The organism is Rhodococcus sp. NPDC078407, assembly GCF_044542515.1.
Taxonomy (GTDB): Bacteria; Actinomycetota; Actinomycetes; order Mycobacteriales; family Mycobacteriaceae; genus Rhodococcoides.
In genome coordinates, this window is sequence record NZ_JBITUQ010000002.1 from 343,768 (window position 1) to 363,966 (window position 20,199).

Here is a 20,199-nt window from a genome sequence, read left to right on the forward strand (position 1 = left end):
TAGCCGCGCGCCCACTGAGGCGCGGGGCTATCGGGCGTGGAGCGGACAACGTGGGTGCGGAAATTGGCTCAGGGGCCATGGGGGGTCCGGAGGGAACGAACGAAGTCCCTTGTCTTTCATACGTCACCACTATGGAGGTACCAATTGAGTTCTCGACCCATCTGCAATGCTGACATGACCAAGTTATCCTGCATGACGAACCGTCATGCAGGCCTCGATCTTTCAGTCCACGCCGCTCGCTTACTCATATCCGTTGTGAACGTCGATTCCGTGAAGATCCAAGCAGAGCAACATATTTGGCTGCTTCAGCTCGAGCGCGGCAGTTCGCCGGTGCAGGCCGCTCCCGCTAGCGGTGCGGCGGCGTTCCGCAAAACTGACGTACCTGAATTACCCGCAAAGAGTGCCTCAGATGACTCGCTGGCGACGGGCGTCATACATCCCGCAGTGGCCATACCTCCAATGCCTGCAAAGGTAGAGAGTCAAGCTCGGGATGTGTTGTTGGTAAATGCTTCTCATGCCACTATGGCGCGTCTTTCGCCTATGGCACGCGACTCACGCATCGCGCCCCTCACCTGTAATTCACCCGACCCTTTTACAGGGTGCGACTCATCCCTCGGTTCCAAGGCGTGCATGACGTCCCATACCCGCAATACCGCCAGTTCGTCCCATTCATCCATGGAAAGTGAGACCCACCATGCCCGCTGACATCTTTGCGTTCTGCAACCAGAAGGGCGGCGTGGGTAAGACCACCACCGTCTTTCACCTCGCCTACGCCGTTGCCCAAGCGGGGAAGCGAGCACTCGTTATCGACGTGGATCCGCAAGGCAACGCCAGCACAGTCCTGACCAGGACCGAGCTCGAGAGCGACGATGTCGGTGTTGCCGACGTACTCGCCGAGTCGTCGAACGCGACCATCGCCGATGCTGTTGTCCCCACCATCTGGCCTGGCGTAGACCTGGTACCCACGTCGCCGGGAAACGAGTCCCTGGCCTATGTCCGCGATCAATTGGTCGTCGCCGGTGCCGGCCGAGAGCGGCGGCTTCGCGACGCAATCGACGTCGTGCGAGGCGTCTACGACGTGGTCCTGATCGACTGCCCACCTAGCCTCGATCTGCTGACCATCAACGCCCTTGTGGCAGCGCGCGCCGCCGTCGTCGTGACTCAGTCCGCGCTGTTCTCAGCGAATGGACTCGCGCGGCTACTGCGCACCATCGACGCAGTCAAGCGCAGCTACAACCCGGACCTCGACATGCTCGGGGCGATCGTCAACCTTCACGAGATCGCGACAATCAGCGGTCGAGAACAACTGATCGAGATCGCCGCGAGCATCAACGTTCTCGGCGATGCCGTACCCAAACGTGTTGTCATCAAGGACTCGATGGAGGCCCAAACCAGCCTGATCGACTGGGGGACAACACAATCTCGCAGCCTGTCGACGATCTACCGCGACACACTTTCGCTGCTCACGAGGGGACACCTGTGATGGGCCGCCCCGAACGTATGAAGAGCGCACTCGCCGGGTCGAGCCCGGTCGACCCGCCGGAGCACACGCAGCACGCACCCGACACCGTTTCGGCGGCCGAGACCGGTGCGCAACCGTCACCGGACAACGCAAAACAGAAGCGTTCGTACTACCTCTACCAGTCCACCGTCGACGATCTTCTCAACGCAGCCGAAGCACTGTCCGCAACACCCGGCGCGCCGCGGGGCCCGTCGGATCTCGTCAATGCGGCGATCGAAGAGTATTTGGAGTTGTTGCGCCACAGATTCAACGACGGTGCGCCCTTCCCGCAACGAACCGGCCCTCTCGCACGAGGACCGAGAATCCGATGAGCCGATCACATTCAGCGGCAATCCCGTTGACAACGAAGCCGTCGGATGTCGTTGCGCTGCATCCAGCGATTTTGCAGTGGGCCCTGGCAACAGCCATTGCGTTGACAGTTGGCATCGCCGGGGCGTCCTTCTGGCTCAGTTTCGCTGTGTTGCGGGATCTCGCGGTGAGGGCTGGGATAGGTCCCGGCGAAGCGTGGGTGATTCCAGTCGTGTTGGACGGGGCGATCGTCTCGACAACCGTGACAGCCATAGCGCTGTCCAACCACACGGACAACCGCACGATCAAGGGCCGTCGCTTCGTCGTCACGATCTTGCGTGTTGCCGCATCGGCGTCGATTGCGGGTAACCCGTACCACGCAGTGTTGAGTGCGACCTTGCTTCCGGCCGTCGTCTCGGCGGGTATTGCCACCATCGCACCTATTGCGCTCCTTGCGATGACCGAAGTGCTGGCCGTCATACTTCGTGCGCCTCGCGGAGCCGTCAGAGTGGAATTCGCTCCAAGTGCTGCCACAGCGGAGCGGGACTGGACAGACACCGACTTCAGCCACGAAGGCCCCAGCCCAAGCCGGGATCACTCAGAGGGCGAAGACGGCACGTGGGGAGAACACGTCGACACGGCGGACTCGCCTCGACTGCAAGTAGACGACCTCACACCGGAAGTTGCGGAAACAGCGCGGCTCCGACACGCACACCGCGAATGGTCGTGGGCACGAATCGGTAAAGAAACGGACGGCTCCGTTGCATCGACCGCGATGCGCCGATATCGGAAGTGGGAAGAAGTCACCGCGGGGATCCGCGAGGGCCACCCGGATGGGCAAGCCGAATTCGATGACACGCCAGCCAGCGAGCGTGACCGCATGTCCGCAGAATAGAAGGGCTGCCGCGATATCGAGCTTTGTTGCTCTCCGTCGCTCCCGCGCAATCGCCCCAGGCTGTCGATGGCTGGGAGGTGGTCGCCTCGGGTGGCTCAGTCTGCGTCGAAACGTGTGCTGCCCCGGGACCACCTCCGGCGGTCTCCGGATAGAGCTCCGCTGCGCTTCGCACTGCGAAAGAACAATTTCCTTCGCACATCTGGCTCCGGTCGAGCATGCAACACCCTGACCCGTCTTACCTAATCCTGACTCCGCCTTGCTCCGGCCCGATGGGCTCCGAAAACTTTTCAAAGCGCCTGCGGCTGAAAACTTTCCGGATCAGGGCCAGGACGCCGGTCCAGTGCGCCGCCTTCTCTTCTTCGAGCCAGATGACGGCAAAAGAAATTGGCAGAGCGAAAGGGCCGGGGGAGCCGGTCCCGCAACAGAAAGAGAGCCCGACATGCCGCAGAGTACTTCCAGCACAGGACGACGGACCACCGCCGCACACAACGCCCGAACCACCGGAATTGTCACCCACACAACCGTCCTGGTCACAGGACCCCAACAGGCCACTATCACCGCCACCTCCGCAGCAACCGACGAAGCGCAGATGATCGTCGCACTAGGTCACGTCATGATGACCTTCCGCAGCGCCGAAACAGTATCCGCAGTCATCACCGGATTTGCCACCGTCCGGGCCGCACTTGCCGGAGCCGATGGACAAGCCCCCCACCCCGCCCAACCAGGCGCAGAATTCGGGGCCGCTGCGATCTCCGTCTTGTGGCTCGACAGCCCCGAACACACAGCAGTGCCGCACCACCGCTACAGCTCCGAACAACGTCGCACCATCCACTGGGTAGACCTGCACATGGGACCTGTCACGTGGCGCATCACCGACCGCATCGGGTACGACACCCTGATGGCCGAACTCCGACGCGTTCACCGTGCTGCCGTCGGAGTATTTCTCGACGGCAGCCGCTACCGTCGCGACCCCGCCAAACTCCTCGATGTCTTCGACGACGTCTAGTACCACACGTTCGGCCCCAACCCCGGGGCCGAACGTCGTTTATCCACAGGCTGACTCGACACCACAGTTATCCACACCCTCGCCTGACCGCCTCCGCAGCGAACGCTTTGTTACGGACCTCGTGTGACGCTCGATTAGAAGCAGCTGGCCGGCACGAGCGACGAGGAACCAAACGATGATCACCTGGACCGTCACCACACACCCCGAGGACAACCCCGAAATTCTTACCGCAACCGGAGCAGAACCCAATCTCCAAGGTGCGAAACGCGCCGCCGCCGATGCCGTCCGTGTCGCCCTCCTCGACGCACGCGAGCACGCATCGTCCGACAACGGAACGCCGCCGTCCTACCTCGTCACACTCGACGGAACCTGTGCCCTCATCATCGGACTCGGAAGCTGCAGGCCCGAGAACTACAACGCCGTCCTCGACAGCCTCGAGCAGTTCGACGGCACCGCACCACCGAACCTTCTCTACATCTGACCCACACCTCCGCAATGACGACCAACGCGGCATAACCAAGCACAGCGCCACCGGAGTACCGAATCCAGTTCTCCCGCAACAGACCCGCAAAGAGAAACGAGGCGAACAGATGACCCCGTTGAGAGCAGTCGAACCCACCGACGACGATCACGCTGATCTGACGGACCATCCGGAGACGGCATCGGAAGCACTGGTCATCTGCGCACTGATGTGGTTGCAGGACACCGACGAGGCCGCCCGCATTGCAGCGTCATTGCAGGCCAACGATTTCCACGATCCCGTTTATCGCGAGCTGTATGGCATCGTGCAGGGGCTGATCATCGACAACCTCCCACACGACCCCGCGAGTGTTCTGGGCGTTCTTGTCCGGTCAGGTGCCAGTGGACACCGCGGTGCACGGCTGCGTCGAACACTGACCGACGTCACCGCAGCGAACGCATGCGGAGCATCGGCAACCGACTACGCCGGCATGGTCCTGTCGGAAAGTTACCGACGCAGCTTCTTCGAGGCAGGGATCAGAATTCAGCAGATCGCCGAGGAAGCGCCGGAAGAATTCCTCTTCGACCAGCTCGTCGAAATCGGAAGGGCGCAACGTGAAGCGACAAACCGCCTGAACGCCTTCCGCAGCGGTAGCACACTGTGACGGCGCGGGAAGAGACAGAGCCGGGCCGTGAGCGGCGTCGAGCTGCCCTCGCTTCTGTCCGGTTGGCCGCCGCAGACGTCGCACATCGAGATACGGACGAAGTTGAAAACCTCGCTGCCGGGCATGAGATAGATGAAGCCCTGGCCGCCGGCAACACACTGAACGAAGTTGCGCGGTCCATCTGTTACACCGAGGCAGTCGCCTCAGACCTTCTAAGCAAGTTCCAAGAGTTCCGCGACAGTCTCGCGGCGCGCAGCCAAATTCCCCTGTTCTGAGCAACTTTCCACGCACACCTCGCATTGCCGCTATGACTCGAAGAGGCCGAAGCCATGAATTTCATCCGCATCGACACCGACCGAGGGACCCTCTACGGGCCATCCTTCGCCGAGACGCTGACACACTTCTTCGGACAGAACCAGCACGTCGAGTGGGAATTCCACCAGCTCACCGCCGGATACTCTGATGGGCGGTGCACCGTGTCGACCGCGATCCGAGTGCATCACCGCGGACAGTGGATCGTCGCTGCTCGATCCTTCGGCTCCCGCACCGTCGACGCGATCCCCGACTGCGTAGTTCGCGTCGAATCGAATTTCGCCGCCGCACCGTTCGACGCACCTGCGTTACCTCGCTGGGTGTACGAGTGGGCGTATGACCTGCTGGTCTAATTCACGGTATAGGTCGACTGGTACAGATCGAAAGCGAAGAACTTCTCGAGTTCGTAGATGCAGAAATGCCGGAGTGCGACCAATAGTTTTCAGCGCGCGACGATCCCAAGAGGGTCACCCCGCAGAAGCGACTTCCCATTGTGAATGAGTCAGCGAACATCGCACCGAACGACGACCGGGTTTGTGTCGAAAGTTCGCACGCGGCTTCACGGTCTCTTGGTACGGGGTGGTCGTGTCGCTGGTCCTCGTCTCGTGGTGCGCTTCCGATCCACTGCATCGATGTCTTCGTTGATGGTTCGGCGAAGTTTCCTGAGGGTCAGTGCCGACAGCGGCAGGCTTGCTGCGAGTGCGATGAGAAGAACCAACACGAAGGGGATGTCGAGACTGGTCAGCGCGTCGACGGCCAAAAGCACTCCTGCGGCCACGCACACGAGGAGCAGGCGCACGACGTTGTAAGCCAGCACATGTAGGGCAAGCCGTCCTCGAGCAGTTGAGGGTGTGCGGATCAGTGGCATCTGCTGTCCTGTCGTGCGTCGTGGCTCATCGTGCTTTCCATTCAGGCCGGTAAGAGTGTCTGGCGTCATCGTCCGGTGCGGGACCGGGTTTCGGTGCCGATCTGTTTGAGGAAGTCGTTGTAAGCGTTCAGTTCGCTGTATCCGTCCTCTTCGGCTTGGCGATCCGCGACGGCCGATTCCTCTTTTTCGTCCCGGTTCCATTGAATGCAGAAGATGAGCACGACCAGTAGGGCGACCGGTTCGCCGTAGGACCACGCCAACGCTCCGGCGAGCTTCTGATCGGATACCGGATCGATGCCCCATTCCGGGGGTGGGAAGGCGAAGGTCGCCAGCATTGGGGTGCTCGACATCATCAAGATGACACCGAAGAACACGTGCAGCGGCATCTCGACGAACAGGTCGAACAACCGGCCCAGATTGCTCTGCCGAACGGGGAGGGGGCCGACGGCGAGCACAGGGATGATGAACAGCAGCCCGCTGGCGAAGAAGAAGATCTCCATCGATACGTGCCCGATGACTGTGATGGCGAGAACATCGAAGATCGACGACAGATACAGCCCGTAATAGCTGAAAAGGAACAACGGGATCGTCAGCCCGGGATGGAGAGCGATGCGTCCGGCGCGGCTACGCAACCCCGTCAGCGCCGCGATCAGTACCCACCTACCGGCTCCGTGATGCGCGGTGGCTCGCAGGAGAAGTCGTCCGGGCGAACCCACCACCAACAACGGTGGGATGGTCATCGACAACGTCAGATGCTGGAACATGAAGACGCTGAACAGGCTGTAGCCGTAGCGTTCGATCTGCAGTCCGGTCACCAGGACCAGCGCCGCGCAACCGAGCAGAAAACTCGCACTCCGCCACCGCGACCATGCGATACCTCGACCGCGGACCCGGTAGAGCCCCCAGCAGTACAGCCCGGCCATGACGACACCGGCGATCGGCAGGATCGGTAGGGGAGGAAGATCCCAGCTCAACAACGCTGCCAGCGTCGGCGGCCCTTCCGGGGGAGCAACGGCAGCGATGATCATCGGCACCCTGTCATTGCTTGTTCTTGCCTCGGATCACCAGGGTCAGGGCGATGGCACCGAGACCGAGCACAGCCAGGCCCACGATCGAGAGCAGCATCATGGTGTTCTGTTTCGGTGGCCGGTCTTCGCTGGCGGACGGATTGTTGGGATCGTAGGGCTGCGTTGCCGTGGTAGCAGGAGTCGGCGAGGTCGAGGTCGCACCGCTCTGCGACTGCTGTGCAGCGGCGTCCTGAGGGGTGGCGGTCGCCGCAACGTCGACGGAGAAACCGTACGATCCGGTGATCGGGTGCCCGTCCGCGGAGGTGACCCGGTAGCCGACGGTGTACTCCCCGTTGGGGAGTCCGTCCTCGAGCAGGACCGATACGTCGGGGCCCTCGACCGTGGCCGTTCCCTGTGCCCACTGAGTGTCGCCAGGACCCACGACGCTGATGGTCGCGAACGATTCGTTGATGTCCTGGTTGAACACCAGACCGACACCGATCGGCGCGAAGTCGAGTGTGGCATCGGCGGGCGGGTCGGAGCTGACCAGTTCGCTGTGCGCCGACGCCGGCGCCGCAGCGAACAATGCTGTCCCGCAGATCATCACGGCAATCAGCATCAGACGTTTCACGTGGGGTACTCCTCTGTATCGAGCCCGACCCAACAACTACGGGTCATAGTAGTAGGGAGGGCGGTTTAGCGGTGGGTCACTTCTGCGGCGATGGTTATTTCACCGGGTCCGGAGGATCGGATCGTTCATGGCCGGCGATGGCTTCGGTGATCACTTCCGAGGGCGCGATCGAATCCGAGTGCGGGCCACCGACGTGCTGCTCGGCGCGGATGCGTTCGACCATGTGCGGATAGTGAAGCTCGAACGCCGGCCGCTCGGAGCGGATTCGGGGCATCTCGGTGAAGTTGTGCCGCGGCGGTGGGCAACTGGTCGCCCACTCGAGGGAGTTACCGAACCCCCACGGGTCGTCGACAGTGACCACTTCGCCGTAGCGGTAGCTCTTGAAGACGTTCCAGATGAACGGCAGCGTCGAGGCTCCGAGAACGAACGATCCCACGGTCGAGACCTGGTTGAGGGTGGTGAACCCGTCGGACGGAAGATAGTCGGCGTACCGGCGCGGCATTCCTTGCGCTCCGAGCCAGTGCTGGACGAGGAAGGTGGCGTGGAATCCGAGGAACGTCATCCAGAAGTGCCACTTGCCCAGTCGTTCGTCGAGCATGCGGCCGGTCATCTTCGGAAACCAGAAGTAGATCCCCGCATAGGTCGCGAAGACGACCGTTCCGAACACGACGTAGTGGAAGTGCGCGACGACGAAGTAGGTGTCGGTGACGTTGAAATCGATGGGCGGGCTCGCCAGGAGCACTCCGGACAGCCCGCCGAAGACGAACGTGACGAGGAATCCGATGGAGAAGAGCATGGGGGATTCGAGGGTGACCTGGCCGCGCCACATGGTGCCGATCCAGTTGAAGATCTTCACCCCGGTCGGCACAGCGATGAGGAAGGTCATGAACGAGAAGAACGGCAGCAGCACGGCGCCGGTGGCATACATGTGGTGCGCCCACACCGCGATGGACAGGGCTGCGATGCCGACGGTGGCGTAGATCAGACCTTTGTACCCGAAGATGGGTTTGCGGGAGAAGACCGGGAAGATCTCCGAGACGATTCCGAAGAACGGTAGCGCGATGATGTAGACCTCGGGGTGACCGAAGAACCAGAACAGGTGCTGCCAGAGCAACGCCCCGCCGTTGGCGGGATCGAAGATGTGGGTGCCGAGTTTCCGGTCGGCGAGCAGGCCCATCAGCGCTGCGGTCAGCAGTGGGAACGCCAGCAAGATCAGGATCGAGGTCACCAGGATGTTCCAGGTGAAGATCGGCATGCGGAACATCGTCATTCCCGGTGCGCGCAGGCACACCACGGTGGTGACCATGTTGACCCCGCCCAGGATGGTGCCCAGGCCTGCGATGAGCAGGCCCACGATCCACAGGTCGGATCCGATACCGGGGGAGTAGACGGCGCTGCTCAACGGGGTGTATGCGGTCCAGCCGAAGTCGGCGGCACCGCCGGGGCTGATGAACCCGGCGGTGGTGACCAGTGCGCCGAACAGATAGAGCCAGTAGGAGAAGGCATTGAGCCGGGGGAAGGCGACATCGGGTGCGCCGATCTGCAGCGGCAGGATGTAGTTGCCGAAGCCGAAGACGATCGGGGTGGCGTAGAGCAGCAGCATGATCGTGCCGTGCATGGTGAAGAGCTGGTTGTACTGCTCGTTGGAGAGGAACTGCATTCCCGGAACGGCAAGTTCGGAGCGCATGATCAAGGCCATGAGGCCGCCGACGAGGAAGAATCCGAACGAGGTCACCAGGTACATCAGTCCGATGACCTTCGGATCGGTGGTGGTGACCATCGTGTGCAGGAACGACCCCTTGCGGGCCCCGCGGGGTGGATAGGGGCGAACCGCCGGCGCAGCCGGAGGAGATGTCAGCGCCGTCATGGAACCACCTTCGAATCGCACGCGAATTACAGGACGCGTCCGACAGCCTAACTCAAATACTATGCTGCATAGTATTTGGGTGGGTCAGGTCAGTACGGCCGCACACGCTGCGGCGGAGATCGCACTGAGGGTGAGGATTGCCATGGCGGCCGGCACCACGAGCGGCAGTACGGCGGCGGCAGCGTATGCGCCGGGCACTGTCCGGGTCGGCATCTGCGCGCTCGTATCGAGGTGGCGGAGTCGTTCGGTGGTCGATTCGCCGATCAGGCCCAGTGCCCACAGTGGACGTGCAGAATGCGCCTGCGAGACCGTCGACAGTGCCGAACGTACAGTGTCGGCGCTGGTGACCGCGGCCGCGGACCGGTCCGCGGCGACCTCGACCAGAACCCGCACCGCTGCAGGTGCTGCGGCGAACAGGGGAACGCGAGGGAACGCCGCTGCCAGGATCTCGCAGATGTTGACGATGCGGTGGTGGCGCCCGCGCAGGTGGGCTCGTTCGTGTGCGATCACAGCTCGCTGTTGATCGGGATCGAGATGGGCGAGCAGGCCTTCGGTGGCCACGACGTAGCCGGGGCGACCGTCGATGCTGTAGGCCAGCGGGAGCGGGTGGTCGAGCCACATGATCGGTTCTGGTCCGGGGTCCGTGCGAGCGACGACGGCGATGACATCGCGGTGATAGTCGCGGACTTTGGACCGGGCTCGAAGTTGACGGCGAGTCGAGCGCAGGACGCGCGCCGACGCCGACGCCGCGAGGACGACCGATGCTCCGGCGACCGCTTCGCCGATCCACGGCTGGGCCGCGTGTTGCAGTGAGCCCAGACAGCGGACGGCGAGTTCGACCATGCCCTCGGCGGGCGCATGGCCGGGCCAGAGCAACACGGTCACCGCGGATCCCACGAGAAACAGCACCCCGGCGATGCTGCCGATCCATGCGGTCAAGGCGAGAGTGGGGCTCACGGTGCGGGTGAGAGAGGTCAGCGGCCGCGGCAGGGCGACGGCCGCGATGATCGCCGCGAGGAGCAACACCAGCGCGACGATCACCGGTTCACGTCCGGCAGGTTCCCCCGCAGAGCGTCGAGCTCGTCGTCGGTGACGGTTTTCGCGAAATGCATCAGGACGGCGGCCGAGTCGGTGCTGGTGTCGAGGATTTCGCGCAGAGCTTGCGAGGTGGCCTCCGCGCGCGACTGCACCGGGGAGTACAGGTACGCGCGTGACTGCTTGGTCCGCTCGACCCACCCCTTCTCGTGGAGATGGGTCACGACGGTCAGGATCGTGGTGTAGGCGGGGTTTCTGTCGGCCATGAGTTCACGCAGGTCGTGGACCGACTGCGGTCGATCGCATTCCCAGAGCACGTTCATCACCTCCGCTTCGAGATCACCGAGCCTTTTCATCGCCAGTTCTTCTTTCCTTGTCGTGTCAGCTGATATCGACTCCGCGTGCCGACAGCCACGCCGTCGGGTCGGACTTGGCACCGTCGGGTTGCCACACTTCGTAATGCAGGTGGGGTCCGGTGGATTGGCCTCGGTTGCCTACCGTAGCAATGAGCTCGCCGGCTTTCACACGTTGACCGGCGGTGACGAGCGCCTGGTCTATGTGCCCGTACACCCCGATCGTGCCGTCGTCCTGACGAATTCGCACCCACAGGCCGAACCCTTGCGCCGGCCCTGATTCGATGACCTCGCCGTCGGTCACCGATACGATCGGCGTCCCGATCGTGTTGGCGATGTCGAGTCCGTAATGCGTTGTCCCCCAACGTGGCCCAGAACCGGAGGTCAATGTGCCAGACACCGGCACCACCGAGAGCGGGCGGCGCGCCTCGGCATCGCGTGCAGCGCGCTCCGCCGCCCGAACTCCCCCCTCGGCGAGTTGCTCGGTCATGCGCTGCGCGAGTCGGCCGACATCGAGATCGGGCAACTGCAACACCTGCGGGGGTGAGGCAACGACCGGGCTCGGCGGCAGGACGCCGGCGGGAGGTCGATCGATACTCGCGGCGCTGAGCGCCACACTGTCCTGCGACCCGGTGTTCGGAGCCGTCGCTGCCGCGGAAAGAAAGGCACCGACCGCGACCGACGCAGCGATGGCGCGGCCACCCGGCTTCGGCACCCGGCGGCGATGAAGTCCGCGGCGAGCACTTCGCGACACGGGCTGGACTACGCCGCGGTCGACCTCGCCGTGTGTCGTCTCGTCCGGACCGGCCACGTGCGCCGCCCACATCGACGCGGTAGTGTCCGCGGCCGCGGTGTCCCAGGCGTCGCTGACCGCGTGAACGGTTCCATCCGGTGCGGGCGTCAGCGCCGAGGGCGTGTGCTCGTCCTCCGGCAGAGTGTCGGAGTACCCGGCATCGGCGGGCGACTCGGTCACAAAACGTGAGGGTGCGAACTCGGCCCGTCGATGACGGGGGCGATCGGTGAGCGCCGTCGGCCTGGTGCCGACGGGCATCGAGATCACGCCGCCGCGCGCCGGCGCTGCGCAGTCGTCGTCGATCGGATCGGGTGTGCGGTGTCGGGCCAAGATCACAATCCTTGGTGGCTACGAGGCCGAGGCCTCGCTCGAGATAACGAAATGGTGACGGTCAGGCCACAGGTTACTACTATCGAGCATAGTTTTTCCATCCCACTCGACCCGGATTCGCCCATACCGCTGGTCACGGTCCTCGGAGGACATCCCGCGGGCTACGGCGTCCCTGACCGAGAACGGATTCTTCGGGTATCAGGGGTGATCGCGCCGAGAGGACAGGCCACCGAGCATGGTGTTGTACGCCTCGAGTTCGGTATCACCTTGATCGTCGATTCGGCGATCTCGTTGCCGTGCCGCGCTCTCGTCGGCCGCCGACCACCGGACCGCGGCGAGAACCGCGGCAGCGAGCAACGGCAACTCGCCGATGCCCCACGCAAGAGTGCCGCCGCGCCGCTGGTCGGCCAGCAGGTCTGCGTTCCAATCCAGACGCAGTCCGCTGTAGAAGCTCGCTCCGAGCGCGGTCTCGAGATCGATCGTCACGACGAGGAAGAATGCGAACCCGGCCAACGCGGTGATACTCGCGAGCAACTTCGTCAGTCCCGCGATCGGTCTCGGTACCGGGTCTTCGCCGACCGTGCCCCAGAACATCACCATCCCGACGGTCAGGAACCAGCCCTTCATCACCATGTGTGCCACATGCGAGTCGGCGACGGTGTCGAACACTCCGCCGGGGTAGATCAGGTAGAAGCTGCTCAGGAACACCGTGGTGCTGACCCACGGGTGGATCGCGATCCGGGCTGCTCGGCTGTGCCATGCAGCCCGGAGCCATTCGCGCGAGCCCGGTGCGTCGGCTGCCGGCGCGGTCGGCAGGACCGAGGCGAACAAGGTGGCCGGTCGGCCGAGGACCAACAGCAACGGCACGGCGATGGCGACCGCGGTCAGTCCCGCCATGTGCACGCTGAACATCGCCGGGCTGTAGAGCCCGACCCCGGACGAGGTCGCCACGAGCAGCACCGCAGTGCCCATCAACCAGCTCGCTGTCCACCGCCTCTGCCATGGCAGGCCTACCCGCCGGCGGCGCCGCACGGCCACCAGGTACAGGACGGCCGCGATCACCGCAGCGGAGCCGAACACCAGGTCGAAACGCCACTCGAACGCCAACCGCGCAGCGGTGGGCGGGCCGTCCAACACGTAGCCCAAGGCCTCTTCGTGCGCCTGAGGTAGCGAGGCGTCCTGCGGCGGGGGCGGGGGAGTGCGACCGAGTGCAACCGCCAGGCCCACTGTGGTGACGAGAACGAGGGTCTCGATCATCGACAACGTGATCAGGGATCTGCGGTTCTCGGGATTGTGAGCCAGAGCGCCGACCGTTCGTCGTCGCTGTATCCACCCGAGGGTCCCCACGATCGCCAGGGCTGCGATCTTCGCCAGTATCAGAGCGCCGTACGTCGAATCCCACAGCGACGTCACGGGTACACGCACGGCAGCGTTGACCACTCCGGAGACCGCCATGATCACGAACGCAACCAGAGCGAGCGTCGAATAGCGGCGGGTCGCGACGGCAAGGTGTCCACCCCCGCGCAGCGCATGAGCGAGAAGTGCGAGGAGTCCGCCCACCCACAGAGCGGCAGCGAGGATGTGCAGAATCAACGAGTTCGTCGCGATGTCGTGATTGCCGCCGGTCGAGGAGTGGCCGGTGACCGCGCGCGGGATCAACGCGAGCATCGACAGGGCGAACAAGGCGGGGGTCCACCGATGCCGCAACACCGCCGCGCATGCTGCGGCGGTGATCGCCGCGACCGCAGAGGTGATGGCCCATGCAGTGGAGGCCTCGACATCGCCGATCGCACCGAGGAACTGCACCGGTTGCGCCGCAACGGATCCGACAGGTTGACCCGACGCGTCCGAGAGCGTCAGCGGCACCAACGCCGCCGCGCACACCGCCCACACTGCGGAGGCCTTCGCCGCGGTGCGGACGGCGATGTACCCGTCGATGGCGAGCACACCCGACATTTGGGGAGGAACGAGGAACGCTGCGAGAAGCAACGACCCCACCGCCACGACCGCGGCTACCTCTCCGAGCGCGGTCAGCGCCGGAATACCGTAGGTCGTGATCGGTCCCGGATCGGGAAGCCCGAGCAGAATCAGCGCCTGCGACGTCGACAACGCCGCGAGCACAGCGGCCACCACTGCCGCGATCGCGGCCCACAGCAGCATCACCTGCGAACCGGAGCGTCGATTCACCGGACCGCGGGTCGAGAGTGCGGCTTCGGTGGCCATGTCGTCGGTGGCCATGACGCGGCACCCCTTACGTGGATGATGTGTGGCGGGAAAACTGTCGGCCGGCAATATCGGCACGGCTGCGCCACCAAGTCGCGCAACCGAGATCGAACTACTACGAATCATAGTTCTGCGCCGACGCAGTGCGGCCGCGCGGGCAGCAGCTTCCAGCGAACACGACACTTGCATATATGCGCATATCGCAATATGTTGTGTTCCTGCTATCGAACCACGCCGAGAAGGGGTACCCACGATGGGACACGGACATGGCCACGGGATAGAGCCGGGATCGCCGGCGAGCGCATCCGGTAAGCACCTCGGGCGACTGTGGATCGCTGTCGGTCTCGGGGCGGTTACGTTGGTGACGCAGGTGGTAGTGGGTCTGTCCACCTCGTCGCTGGCGTTGTTGTCCGATTCCGCGCACGTGTTCACCGACGTGTTCGGGGTCTTGATGGCGATCGTGGCAATCACACTCGCACAGCGGCAGTCTCGCAAGACCGGCCGCACGTTCGGACTGTATCGAGCCGAAGTGTTCGCGGCTCTGTTCAATGCAGTGCTGCTCTTCGGTGTCGCTGGGTGGATTCTCTACGAAGCCGCGCAACGCATCACGAACCCACCGGAGGTGCCCGGGATTCCGGTCATGTTGGTGGCACTGCTCGGTCTGGCCATGAACCTCATCGCGTTCCTCCTTCTGCGTAGTGGTGCGAAAGAGAGCCTCAATGTTCGGGGTGCGTATCTGGAGGTGATGGCGGACATGCTCGGCTCGATCGGAGTGCTCGTCAGCGGACTGGTCACCGTCGTGTTCGGGTGGCGGTACGCCGACCCGGTCATCGCGGTCGCCATCGGGTTGTTCGTTTTGCCGCGTGCATTCACTCTGGGGCGTCATGCCGTACGAATTCTGCTGCAACACGCTCCGTCGGGCATCGATGTCGCCGCCGTGGAAAAGGCCCTGACCGGTGTCGACGATGTCGAAGAGGTACACGATCTGCACATCTGGACACTGACGTCGGGGATGGAGGTCGCTTCGGCGCATCTGACGGTCGCCCCGGAGGCCGAGACACCCCGGGTGCTCGCTGCAGCGCAGCAGGTTCTCCGCGACGAGTTCGGTCTCGAGCACGCCACTGTGCAGGTCGAACCCCAGGAAGGCGAAGGCCGTTGCCGAGAGGTCAATTGGTAGGCAGGTCTCGACCCGGTGCGAGATCGGCACGCCGTGCTGTCGTCGACACGGCAGCGATGTACCGGAACCGGCACCAGTCGGGTGGGGGCACAGAGTGGGTCCTCGATTGCCGCACATCGGCCCGGTCGACACCGTTCACCCCGAACCCGTCCACCTCGCATGTTCGGCCGCCCGGTGATGGATCAGTCGACTGTGAGGGTATCTACGGTTCTGGTCACGGCGCGGTTCGGCAGTGGCTCGGTAGCGGGGCTGCGCACGACCACCCCGTCGGTGATCGAGAAGGCACTGTTGTGGCAGGGGCACTCGATCGTGCCGTTGCGGACTCGGTTCACTGTGCACCCTTGGTGAGAACAGATAGCCGAGAAGGCCCGGAAGGTACCGGGTTCCGGTTGGGTGACGACGACCTGCCGGTCGGCGAGCACGATTCCACCGCCGACAGGAACATCGTTCACCGACAAGGTGATGGGACCGTCGGAAGCGGTGTCCTCACCGGACGGGGCTTCGCCGACGCTGCATCCGGCGGCAGCCAGGCACGCTGTAGCGCAGCTCGTAGCGAGAAAAATACGGCGCGGTAGCGCCGGGATGTTGTCGCTCATGCAGCAGGTTCCCCTCGGTGCGCCTCGGTGCGCCTCGGTGAGCGAGAGGCGACGATCGCTTGTCGGTGGTTGTGGTCGAATATGTTTCGAGCCGTTCCGGTGTCGATCACTCTCACTGTTCGAGCGAATCAGCATGATTGTCCTGTCGCGAATGTGTCTGCACTGCAGGGCATTCGATTCGAGCACCGAGGTATCTCATGCAAGTTCACGATTCGGCGCTGTCGGGCACTGCGGGCCGAGGGGTAATCTTTGTGGCCTCTCGCGTGAACAGTGCCGCCCCGATCATCAGCACCACCCCGCAGGTGATGTAGATGTCGGCGAGGTTGAATGTCGGCCACCAACCGGTGTGAAAGTAATCGGTGACCGCGCCGTCGAGGAGCCGGTCGAGGACATTCGAGAGTGCACCGGCGAGGACCAACGACAGCGCTGCCGTGGTGACCGGACCCGCGTGAGGCGCGGTACGCCACCCGTAGATCGCCAACCCGGTGGTGATCGACGCCGTCACGGCGACGACGACCCACACGGGCAGAGAATCACCCAGGCTGAACGCCATTCCGCGATTGAAGGCCAGTCGCAGCTCGAGTATCCGCAGCGGAATCGTCGAGCCGGGCAACGCCGCCTGCGCCCAGTAGTCGACCAGTAGAGCGGCAGCGACCAGAGCCAGGACAAGGGCGGTTGCGGCGGCGCGGAGCCGAGCGGTGGCGATGGGGGAGCGGGTCACTGGTCCTCGTTCTCGGGTGTACACCGTGCGTACGTCCGGGTGCACCGCAGACGGTGCAGGTGACCCCGGATTTGCCAACACTTGAAATACTATGCACCATAGTAGTTGATGAATACCGTCGATTTCTCCGCCACCCGATGCGTCGTGTCGCCGTGAGGGCGGCGGCACCCTCGTCATGAGGGCGATGCCCGATGCCGAACCCGGGCCCGGACCGTCCTGCGTCGACCGAGGTCGAGTGTGGCGGCTGTATCGGACAAGTCGAGGTGAAGGGCCCCGAACCTGGGCACGTCTGACCGCAGCGGCAACTTCGGGGCTGGCGATGTACGCCACGTTCCCGCCCCTAGATCTGTGGTTTCTCGCTCCGGTAGCAATTGCAATGCTGCTGTTGGCTGTGTGCGGGCGAGGGGCGCGTGCGGGGGCCGGCTACGGCTTCGTTGCCGGCTCGGCGTTCTTCGTGCCTCTGCTGCCGTGGGTGGGGGAGTATGTCGGATCGGTGCCGTGGCTGGCGCTGGCTGTCGTTCAAGCCCTCTTCGTGGCGATGTTCGGCGCAGTGGCGGATCGGATGTCGCGACTGCCGTGGGGGCCGGTCTGGGTGGCGAGCGCCTGGGTGGCGATTGAAGCGGCACGATCTCGGATCCCGTTCGGCGGATTCCCCTGGGGCCGCATCGCATTCGGTCAATCCGACGGTCCGCTGCTGCCTCTGGCTGCGTTGATCGGCGCGCCGGGGTTGTCGTTCGTCGTGGTGCTGATCGGGTCCGCTCTGGCCGGTGCCATCGCTTCCGATCGCATCACCCGCAGAACTGCAGCAGCGTCGTGCATCGGTGCGGCCACTGCTGTAGGGGCGCTCACGGTGGTGGCCCCACTGTTCGCTCCGCCGCCGCAGGACAGGGTCACCGTCGCCTTGGTGCAAGGCAACGTGCCGCGGCTCGGTCTCGACTTCAACGCCCAACGACGAGCAGTGCTCGACAACCACGTTCAGCGCACCATCGAGCTCGCCGACGACATCGACTCCGGCCGCGTACGCGCACCCGATCTGGTCATCTGGCCGGAGAACTCCTCCGACATCGATCCCCTGCGCAACCCCGATGCCGCCGCACGAATCGACGCCGCAGCCCGCGCCGTCGGTGTGCCCATTCTCGTCGGCACAGTACTACGCCAGGGCGACGGCACCACGAGCAACACCTCGATCGTGTGGGATCCCGCCACCGGGCCCGGACAGATGCACGACAAGCGGCAACTGGTGCCGTTCGGGGAGTACCTGCCGCTCCGCACGATCGTCACCGCACTCTCTCCCTACGCCGCCCAAGCAGGACGCTTCGTTCCGGGTCAGGGTGACGGTGTCGTCGACGTCGCCGGAGTGCCCGTGGCGGTGGCCACCTGCTACGAGGTCGCCTTCGACTCGTTGCTCACCGACTCCGTTCGCGCCGGTGCCCAGCTGATCGCAGTGCCCACCAACAACGCCACCTTCGGTCGGACGAACATGACCTATCAACAACTCGCCATGTCGCGGGTACGAGCGGTCGAACACGGGCGCAGCGTCGTCGTTTCGGCCACCAGCGGAGTCAGCGCCGTCATCGATGCACGCGGGGAGGTCGTCGAGCGCACGGAGCTGTTCACCCCCGCAGCTGTCGTCACCGAGGTCTCGCTGAGTACCACGCTCACCCCGGCGACGATCACCGGCAGCGTTCCGGAATGGATTGCCGCCACCGGCGTTGTTGCGGCACTGGCGTTCTCGCTGCTGCGCCGACCACGCTCCACCACACCGAACCCCCAAACTACTATGTCGCGTAGTATTTAGATGGTGGTCGGTGAAGGGCGTGCGGAGATGACGATCGACGAACACCCCCGTGCCCACTCGCCGGGACTGGTGCGCAGAACAGTGGCGATGCTGCGCAACCGGTGGCGACAACTGACGTCGATGCGTACAGCGCTGGTGCTGCTGTTCCTCCTCGCCGCCGCAGCAATCCCCGGCGCTTTGCTGCCGCAGCGCAATCTCAATACCCAGGCCGTCGATGCCTACATCGCCGCGCGCCCGGCTCTCGGGCCGGTGATGGACACGCTGGAACTGTTCGACGTGTTCGCAAGTTCCTGGTTCACCGCGATCTACGTCCTGCTGTTCGTGTCCCTGATCGGCTGTCTGACTCCCCGGTTGATCGAGCACGGCAAAGCTCTTCGCGCACAACCTGTTCGAGTGCCTCGAAACCTCACCCGACTACCGTTGCATCATTCGGGCACCCTCGCCGGCGACCCCGAGAAGGTGATCGCCGACATCGCGCCGCACTTGAAAGGGTGGCGCACCGTCGTTCGACCCGAGCCCGATGGCGCACTGACTCTCTCGGCCGAGAAGGGCTACACCCGCGAAGCCGGGAACTTGCTCTTCCACTTCTCGCTGATCGGCCTGCTCGCCGCTATCGCCATCGGCAAACTGTTCGGCTACGAAGGCTCGGTCATCGTCATCGCCGACAACGGACCCGGTTTCTGCAACACCTCTCCCGCCGTCTACGACTCCTTCCGCGCCGGCAACAGCACCGACGGCACCGGACTCGAGCCGTTCTGTATCCGGGTCAAGGACTTCACCGCCGACTACCTCGAGAACGGTCAGGCCGAGATGTTCACCTCGAACATCTCCTACCAGAGCGCCGACGACATCGCCGCCGACACCTGGCGCGACTATCAACTCAAAGTCAACGAACCCCTCCGGCTCGGCGACGAACGCATATACCTCACCGGACACGGCTACGCCCCCGAATTCACCGTCACCTTCCCCGACGGCCAGACCCGCACCGAAGCCCTGCAGTTCCGCCCCGACGACGCCACCACGTTCCTCAGCAGCGGCGCGCTGCGATTCGACCCACCCGGGGGGACCTACGCCACCGCCGACGAACGCCGCCGAGGCCAGATCGCCATCGAAGGACTCTTCGCGCCCACCGCGCAATTCAACGGAAATCTGCTCTCCTCCCGCTTCCCGGAATTGGTCGATCCCGCTGTGGCAGTGGACATCTACAAGGGCGACACCGGTCTCGACACCGGCATCCCGCAGTCGATCTTCTCCCTGGACCAGGAGATGATCAACCAGGGCCGGCTGGTCAAGCAGGACCGGGTCAACCTGCGGCCCGGAGAATCGACAACCCTCTCCGACGGCACCCTCGTCCGGTTCGACGGTGCCAAGGAATTCGCGAATCTCCAGGTCGGATACGACCCCGCGCAGCGGTGGGTCCTCGTGTTCGCGGTCACGATGATGACCGGACTGCTGGTGTCCCTGGTCATCACACGCCGGCGCGTCTGGTTCCGGGCCCACCTTGGCGAACACGGACTCTCGCGAGTGGACATGGGCGGCCTGGCTCGCACCGATCACGCCGGCTGGGGACCCGAATTCCAGACCCTCCGGTCACAGATCTGGCCGCAGACAACCCCGAGCGACTCCGAGACCCACGACAGAGAAACGGTGTAG

Annotated in this window: 20 protein-coding genes; 10 read left to right on the plus strand and 10 right to left on the minus strand. The window is 64.1% G+C overall.

Annotated features, from left to right (window positions below):
- Window positions 1-694 precede the first annotated feature (694 nt).
- From ACIGGF_RS04025 to ACIGGF_RS04055, 7 genes are all read left to right on the plus strand, one after another.
- Complete coding sequence (locus ACIGGF_RS04025) at window positions 695-1,483, plus strand: ParA family protein (RefSeq protein WP_094650939.1); 789 nt, start codon at window positions 695-697, stop codon at window positions 1,481-1,483.
- The gene (locus ACIGGF_RS04030) at window positions 1,483-1,833 is read left to right on the plus strand and encodes a hypothetical protein (protein ID WP_094650938.1); all 351 of its coding nucleotides are present in this window, start codon (window positions 1,483-1,485) and stop codon (window positions 1,831-1,833) included. The genes ACIGGF_RS04025 and ACIGGF_RS04030 overlap by 1 nt, the downstream gene beginning before the upstream one ends.
- Window positions 1,830-2,705 carry a DUF2637 domain-containing protein gene (locus ACIGGF_RS04035; protein WP_094650937.1) on the plus strand — a complete coding sequence of 292 codons (876 nt, stop codon included), beginning with the start codon at window positions 1,830-1,832 and terminating at the stop codon, window positions 2,703-2,705. The genes ACIGGF_RS04030 and ACIGGF_RS04035 overlap by 4 nt, the downstream gene beginning before the upstream one ends.
- Window positions 2,706-3,144: 439 nt before the next feature.
- A complete protein-coding gene (locus ACIGGF_RS04040) occupies window positions 3,145-3,711 on the plus strand; it encodes a hypothetical protein (protein ID WP_094650936.1) in 567 nt (188 codons plus the stop codon).
- Between the two features lie 175 nt (window positions 3,712-3,886).
- Window positions 3,887-4,192 carry a hypothetical protein gene (locus ACIGGF_RS04045; protein ID WP_094650935.1) on the plus strand — a complete coding sequence of 102 codons (306 nt, stop codon included), beginning with the start codon at window positions 3,887-3,889 and terminating at the stop codon, window positions 4,190-4,192.
- A gap of 109 nt (window positions 4,193-4,301) precedes the next feature.
- Window positions 4,302-4,835 carry a DnaB-like helicase N-terminal domain-containing protein gene (locus ACIGGF_RS04050; protein ID WP_037107051.1) on the plus strand — a complete coding sequence of 178 codons (534 nt, stop codon included), beginning with the start codon at window positions 4,302-4,304 and terminating at the stop codon, window positions 4,833-4,835.
- 329 nt (window positions 4,836-5,164) lie between these two features.
- Entirely contained in the window at window positions 5,165-5,500 is a 336-nt protein-coding gene (locus ACIGGF_RS04055; protein ID WP_094650933.1) for a hypothetical protein, read from the plus strand.
- A 206-nt stretch (window positions 5,501-5,706) separates the two neighbouring features.
- On the opposite strand, the gene ACIGGF_RS04060 is transcribed toward ACIGGF_RS04055, so the two are convergent.
- The 8 genes from ACIGGF_RS04060 to ACIGGF_RS04095 form a co-directional block, all read right to left on the minus strand.
- Window positions 5,707-5,964, minus strand: a complete 258-nt coding sequence (locus ACIGGF_RS04060) for a DUF4229 domain-containing protein (RefSeq protein WP_052057734.1) — start codon at window positions 5,962-5,964, stop codon at window positions 5,707-5,709.
- A gap of 116 nt (window positions 5,965-6,080) precedes the next feature.
- Complete coding sequence (locus ACIGGF_RS04065) at window positions 6,081-7,043, minus strand: cytochrome c oxidase assembly protein (RefSeq protein WP_094650931.1); 963 nt, start codon at window positions 7,041-7,043, stop codon at window positions 6,081-6,083.
- A 10-nt stretch (window positions 7,044-7,053) separates the two neighbouring features.
- A complete protein-coding gene (locus ACIGGF_RS04070; RefSeq protein ID WP_037107040.1) occupies window positions 7,054-7,653 on the minus strand; it encodes a copper resistance CopC family protein in 600 nt (199 codons plus the stop codon).
- Window positions 7,654-7,747: 94 nt separating this feature from the next.
- On the minus strand, window positions 7,748-9,520 hold the full coding sequence (gene ctaD, locus ACIGGF_RS04075; protein ID WP_094650930.1) for a cytochrome c oxidase subunit I: 1,773 nt from the start codon (window positions 9,518-9,520) through the stop codon (window positions 7,748-7,750).
- Window positions 9,521-9,604: 84 nt separating this feature from the next.
- The gene (locus ACIGGF_RS04080; RefSeq protein ID WP_094650929.1) at window positions 9,605-10,561 is read right to left on the minus strand and encodes a M56 family metallopeptidase; all 957 of its coding nucleotides are present in this window, start codon (window positions 10,559-10,561) and stop codon (window positions 9,605-9,607) included.
- Window positions 10,558-10,911: a BlaI/MecI/CopY family transcriptional regulator gene (locus ACIGGF_RS04085; protein WP_032382574.1), complete on the minus strand. Its 354-nt coding sequence runs from the start codon at window positions 10,909-10,911 to the stop codon at window positions 10,558-10,560. The genes ACIGGF_RS04080 and ACIGGF_RS04085 overlap by 4 nt, the downstream gene beginning before the upstream one ends.
- Before the next feature lie 25 nt (window positions 10,912-10,936).
- A complete protein-coding gene (locus ACIGGF_RS04090) occupies window positions 10,937-11,734 on the minus strand; it encodes a M23 family metallopeptidase (RefSeq protein ID WP_094651186.1) in 798 nt (265 codons plus the stop codon).
- A 495-nt stretch (window positions 11,735-12,229) separates the two neighbouring features.
- Entirely contained in the window at window positions 12,230-14,269 is a 2,040-nt protein-coding gene (locus ACIGGF_RS04095) for a cytochrome c oxidase assembly protein (RefSeq protein WP_094650928.1), read from the minus strand.
- Window positions 14,270-14,507: 238 nt separating this feature from the next.
- On the opposite strand from ACIGGF_RS04095, the gene ACIGGF_RS04100 reads away from it, so the two are divergent.
- A complete protein-coding gene (locus ACIGGF_RS04100) occupies window positions 14,508-15,431 on the plus strand; it encodes a cation diffusion facilitator family transporter (protein ID WP_032370892.1) in 924 nt (307 codons plus the stop codon).
- Between the two features lie 182 nt (window positions 15,432-15,613).
- On the opposite strand, the gene ACIGGF_RS04105 is transcribed toward ACIGGF_RS04100, so the two are convergent.
- Window positions 15,614-16,027 carry a Rieske (2Fe-2S) protein gene (locus ACIGGF_RS04105; protein WP_057479439.1) on the minus strand — a complete coding sequence of 138 codons (414 nt, stop codon included), beginning with the start codon at window positions 16,025-16,027 and terminating at the stop codon, window positions 15,614-15,616.
- 205 nt (window positions 16,028-16,232) lie between these two features.
- Window positions 16,233-16,748 carry a signal peptidase II gene (gene lspA, locus ACIGGF_RS04110; protein ID WP_052053813.1) on the minus strand — a complete coding sequence of 172 codons (516 nt, stop codon included), beginning with the start codon at window positions 16,746-16,748 and terminating at the stop codon, window positions 16,233-16,235.
- 319 nt (window positions 16,749-17,067) lie between these two features.
- Here lspA and lnt point away from each other — a divergent pair, with 319 nt between their 5' ends.
- Together lnt and ACIGGF_RS04120 are read left to right on the plus strand one after the other, a co-directional pair.
- Window positions 17,068-18,546, plus strand: coding sequence for an apolipoprotein N-acyltransferase (gene lnt, locus ACIGGF_RS04115; protein ID WP_241260673.1), 1,479 nt, complete (start codon window positions 17,068-17,070; stop codon window positions 18,544-18,546).
- Between the two features lie 27 nt (window positions 18,547-18,573).
- Entirely contained in the window at window positions 18,574-20,199 is a 1,626-nt protein-coding gene (locus ACIGGF_RS04120; protein ID WP_230074466.1) for a cytochrome c biogenesis protein ResB, read from the plus strand.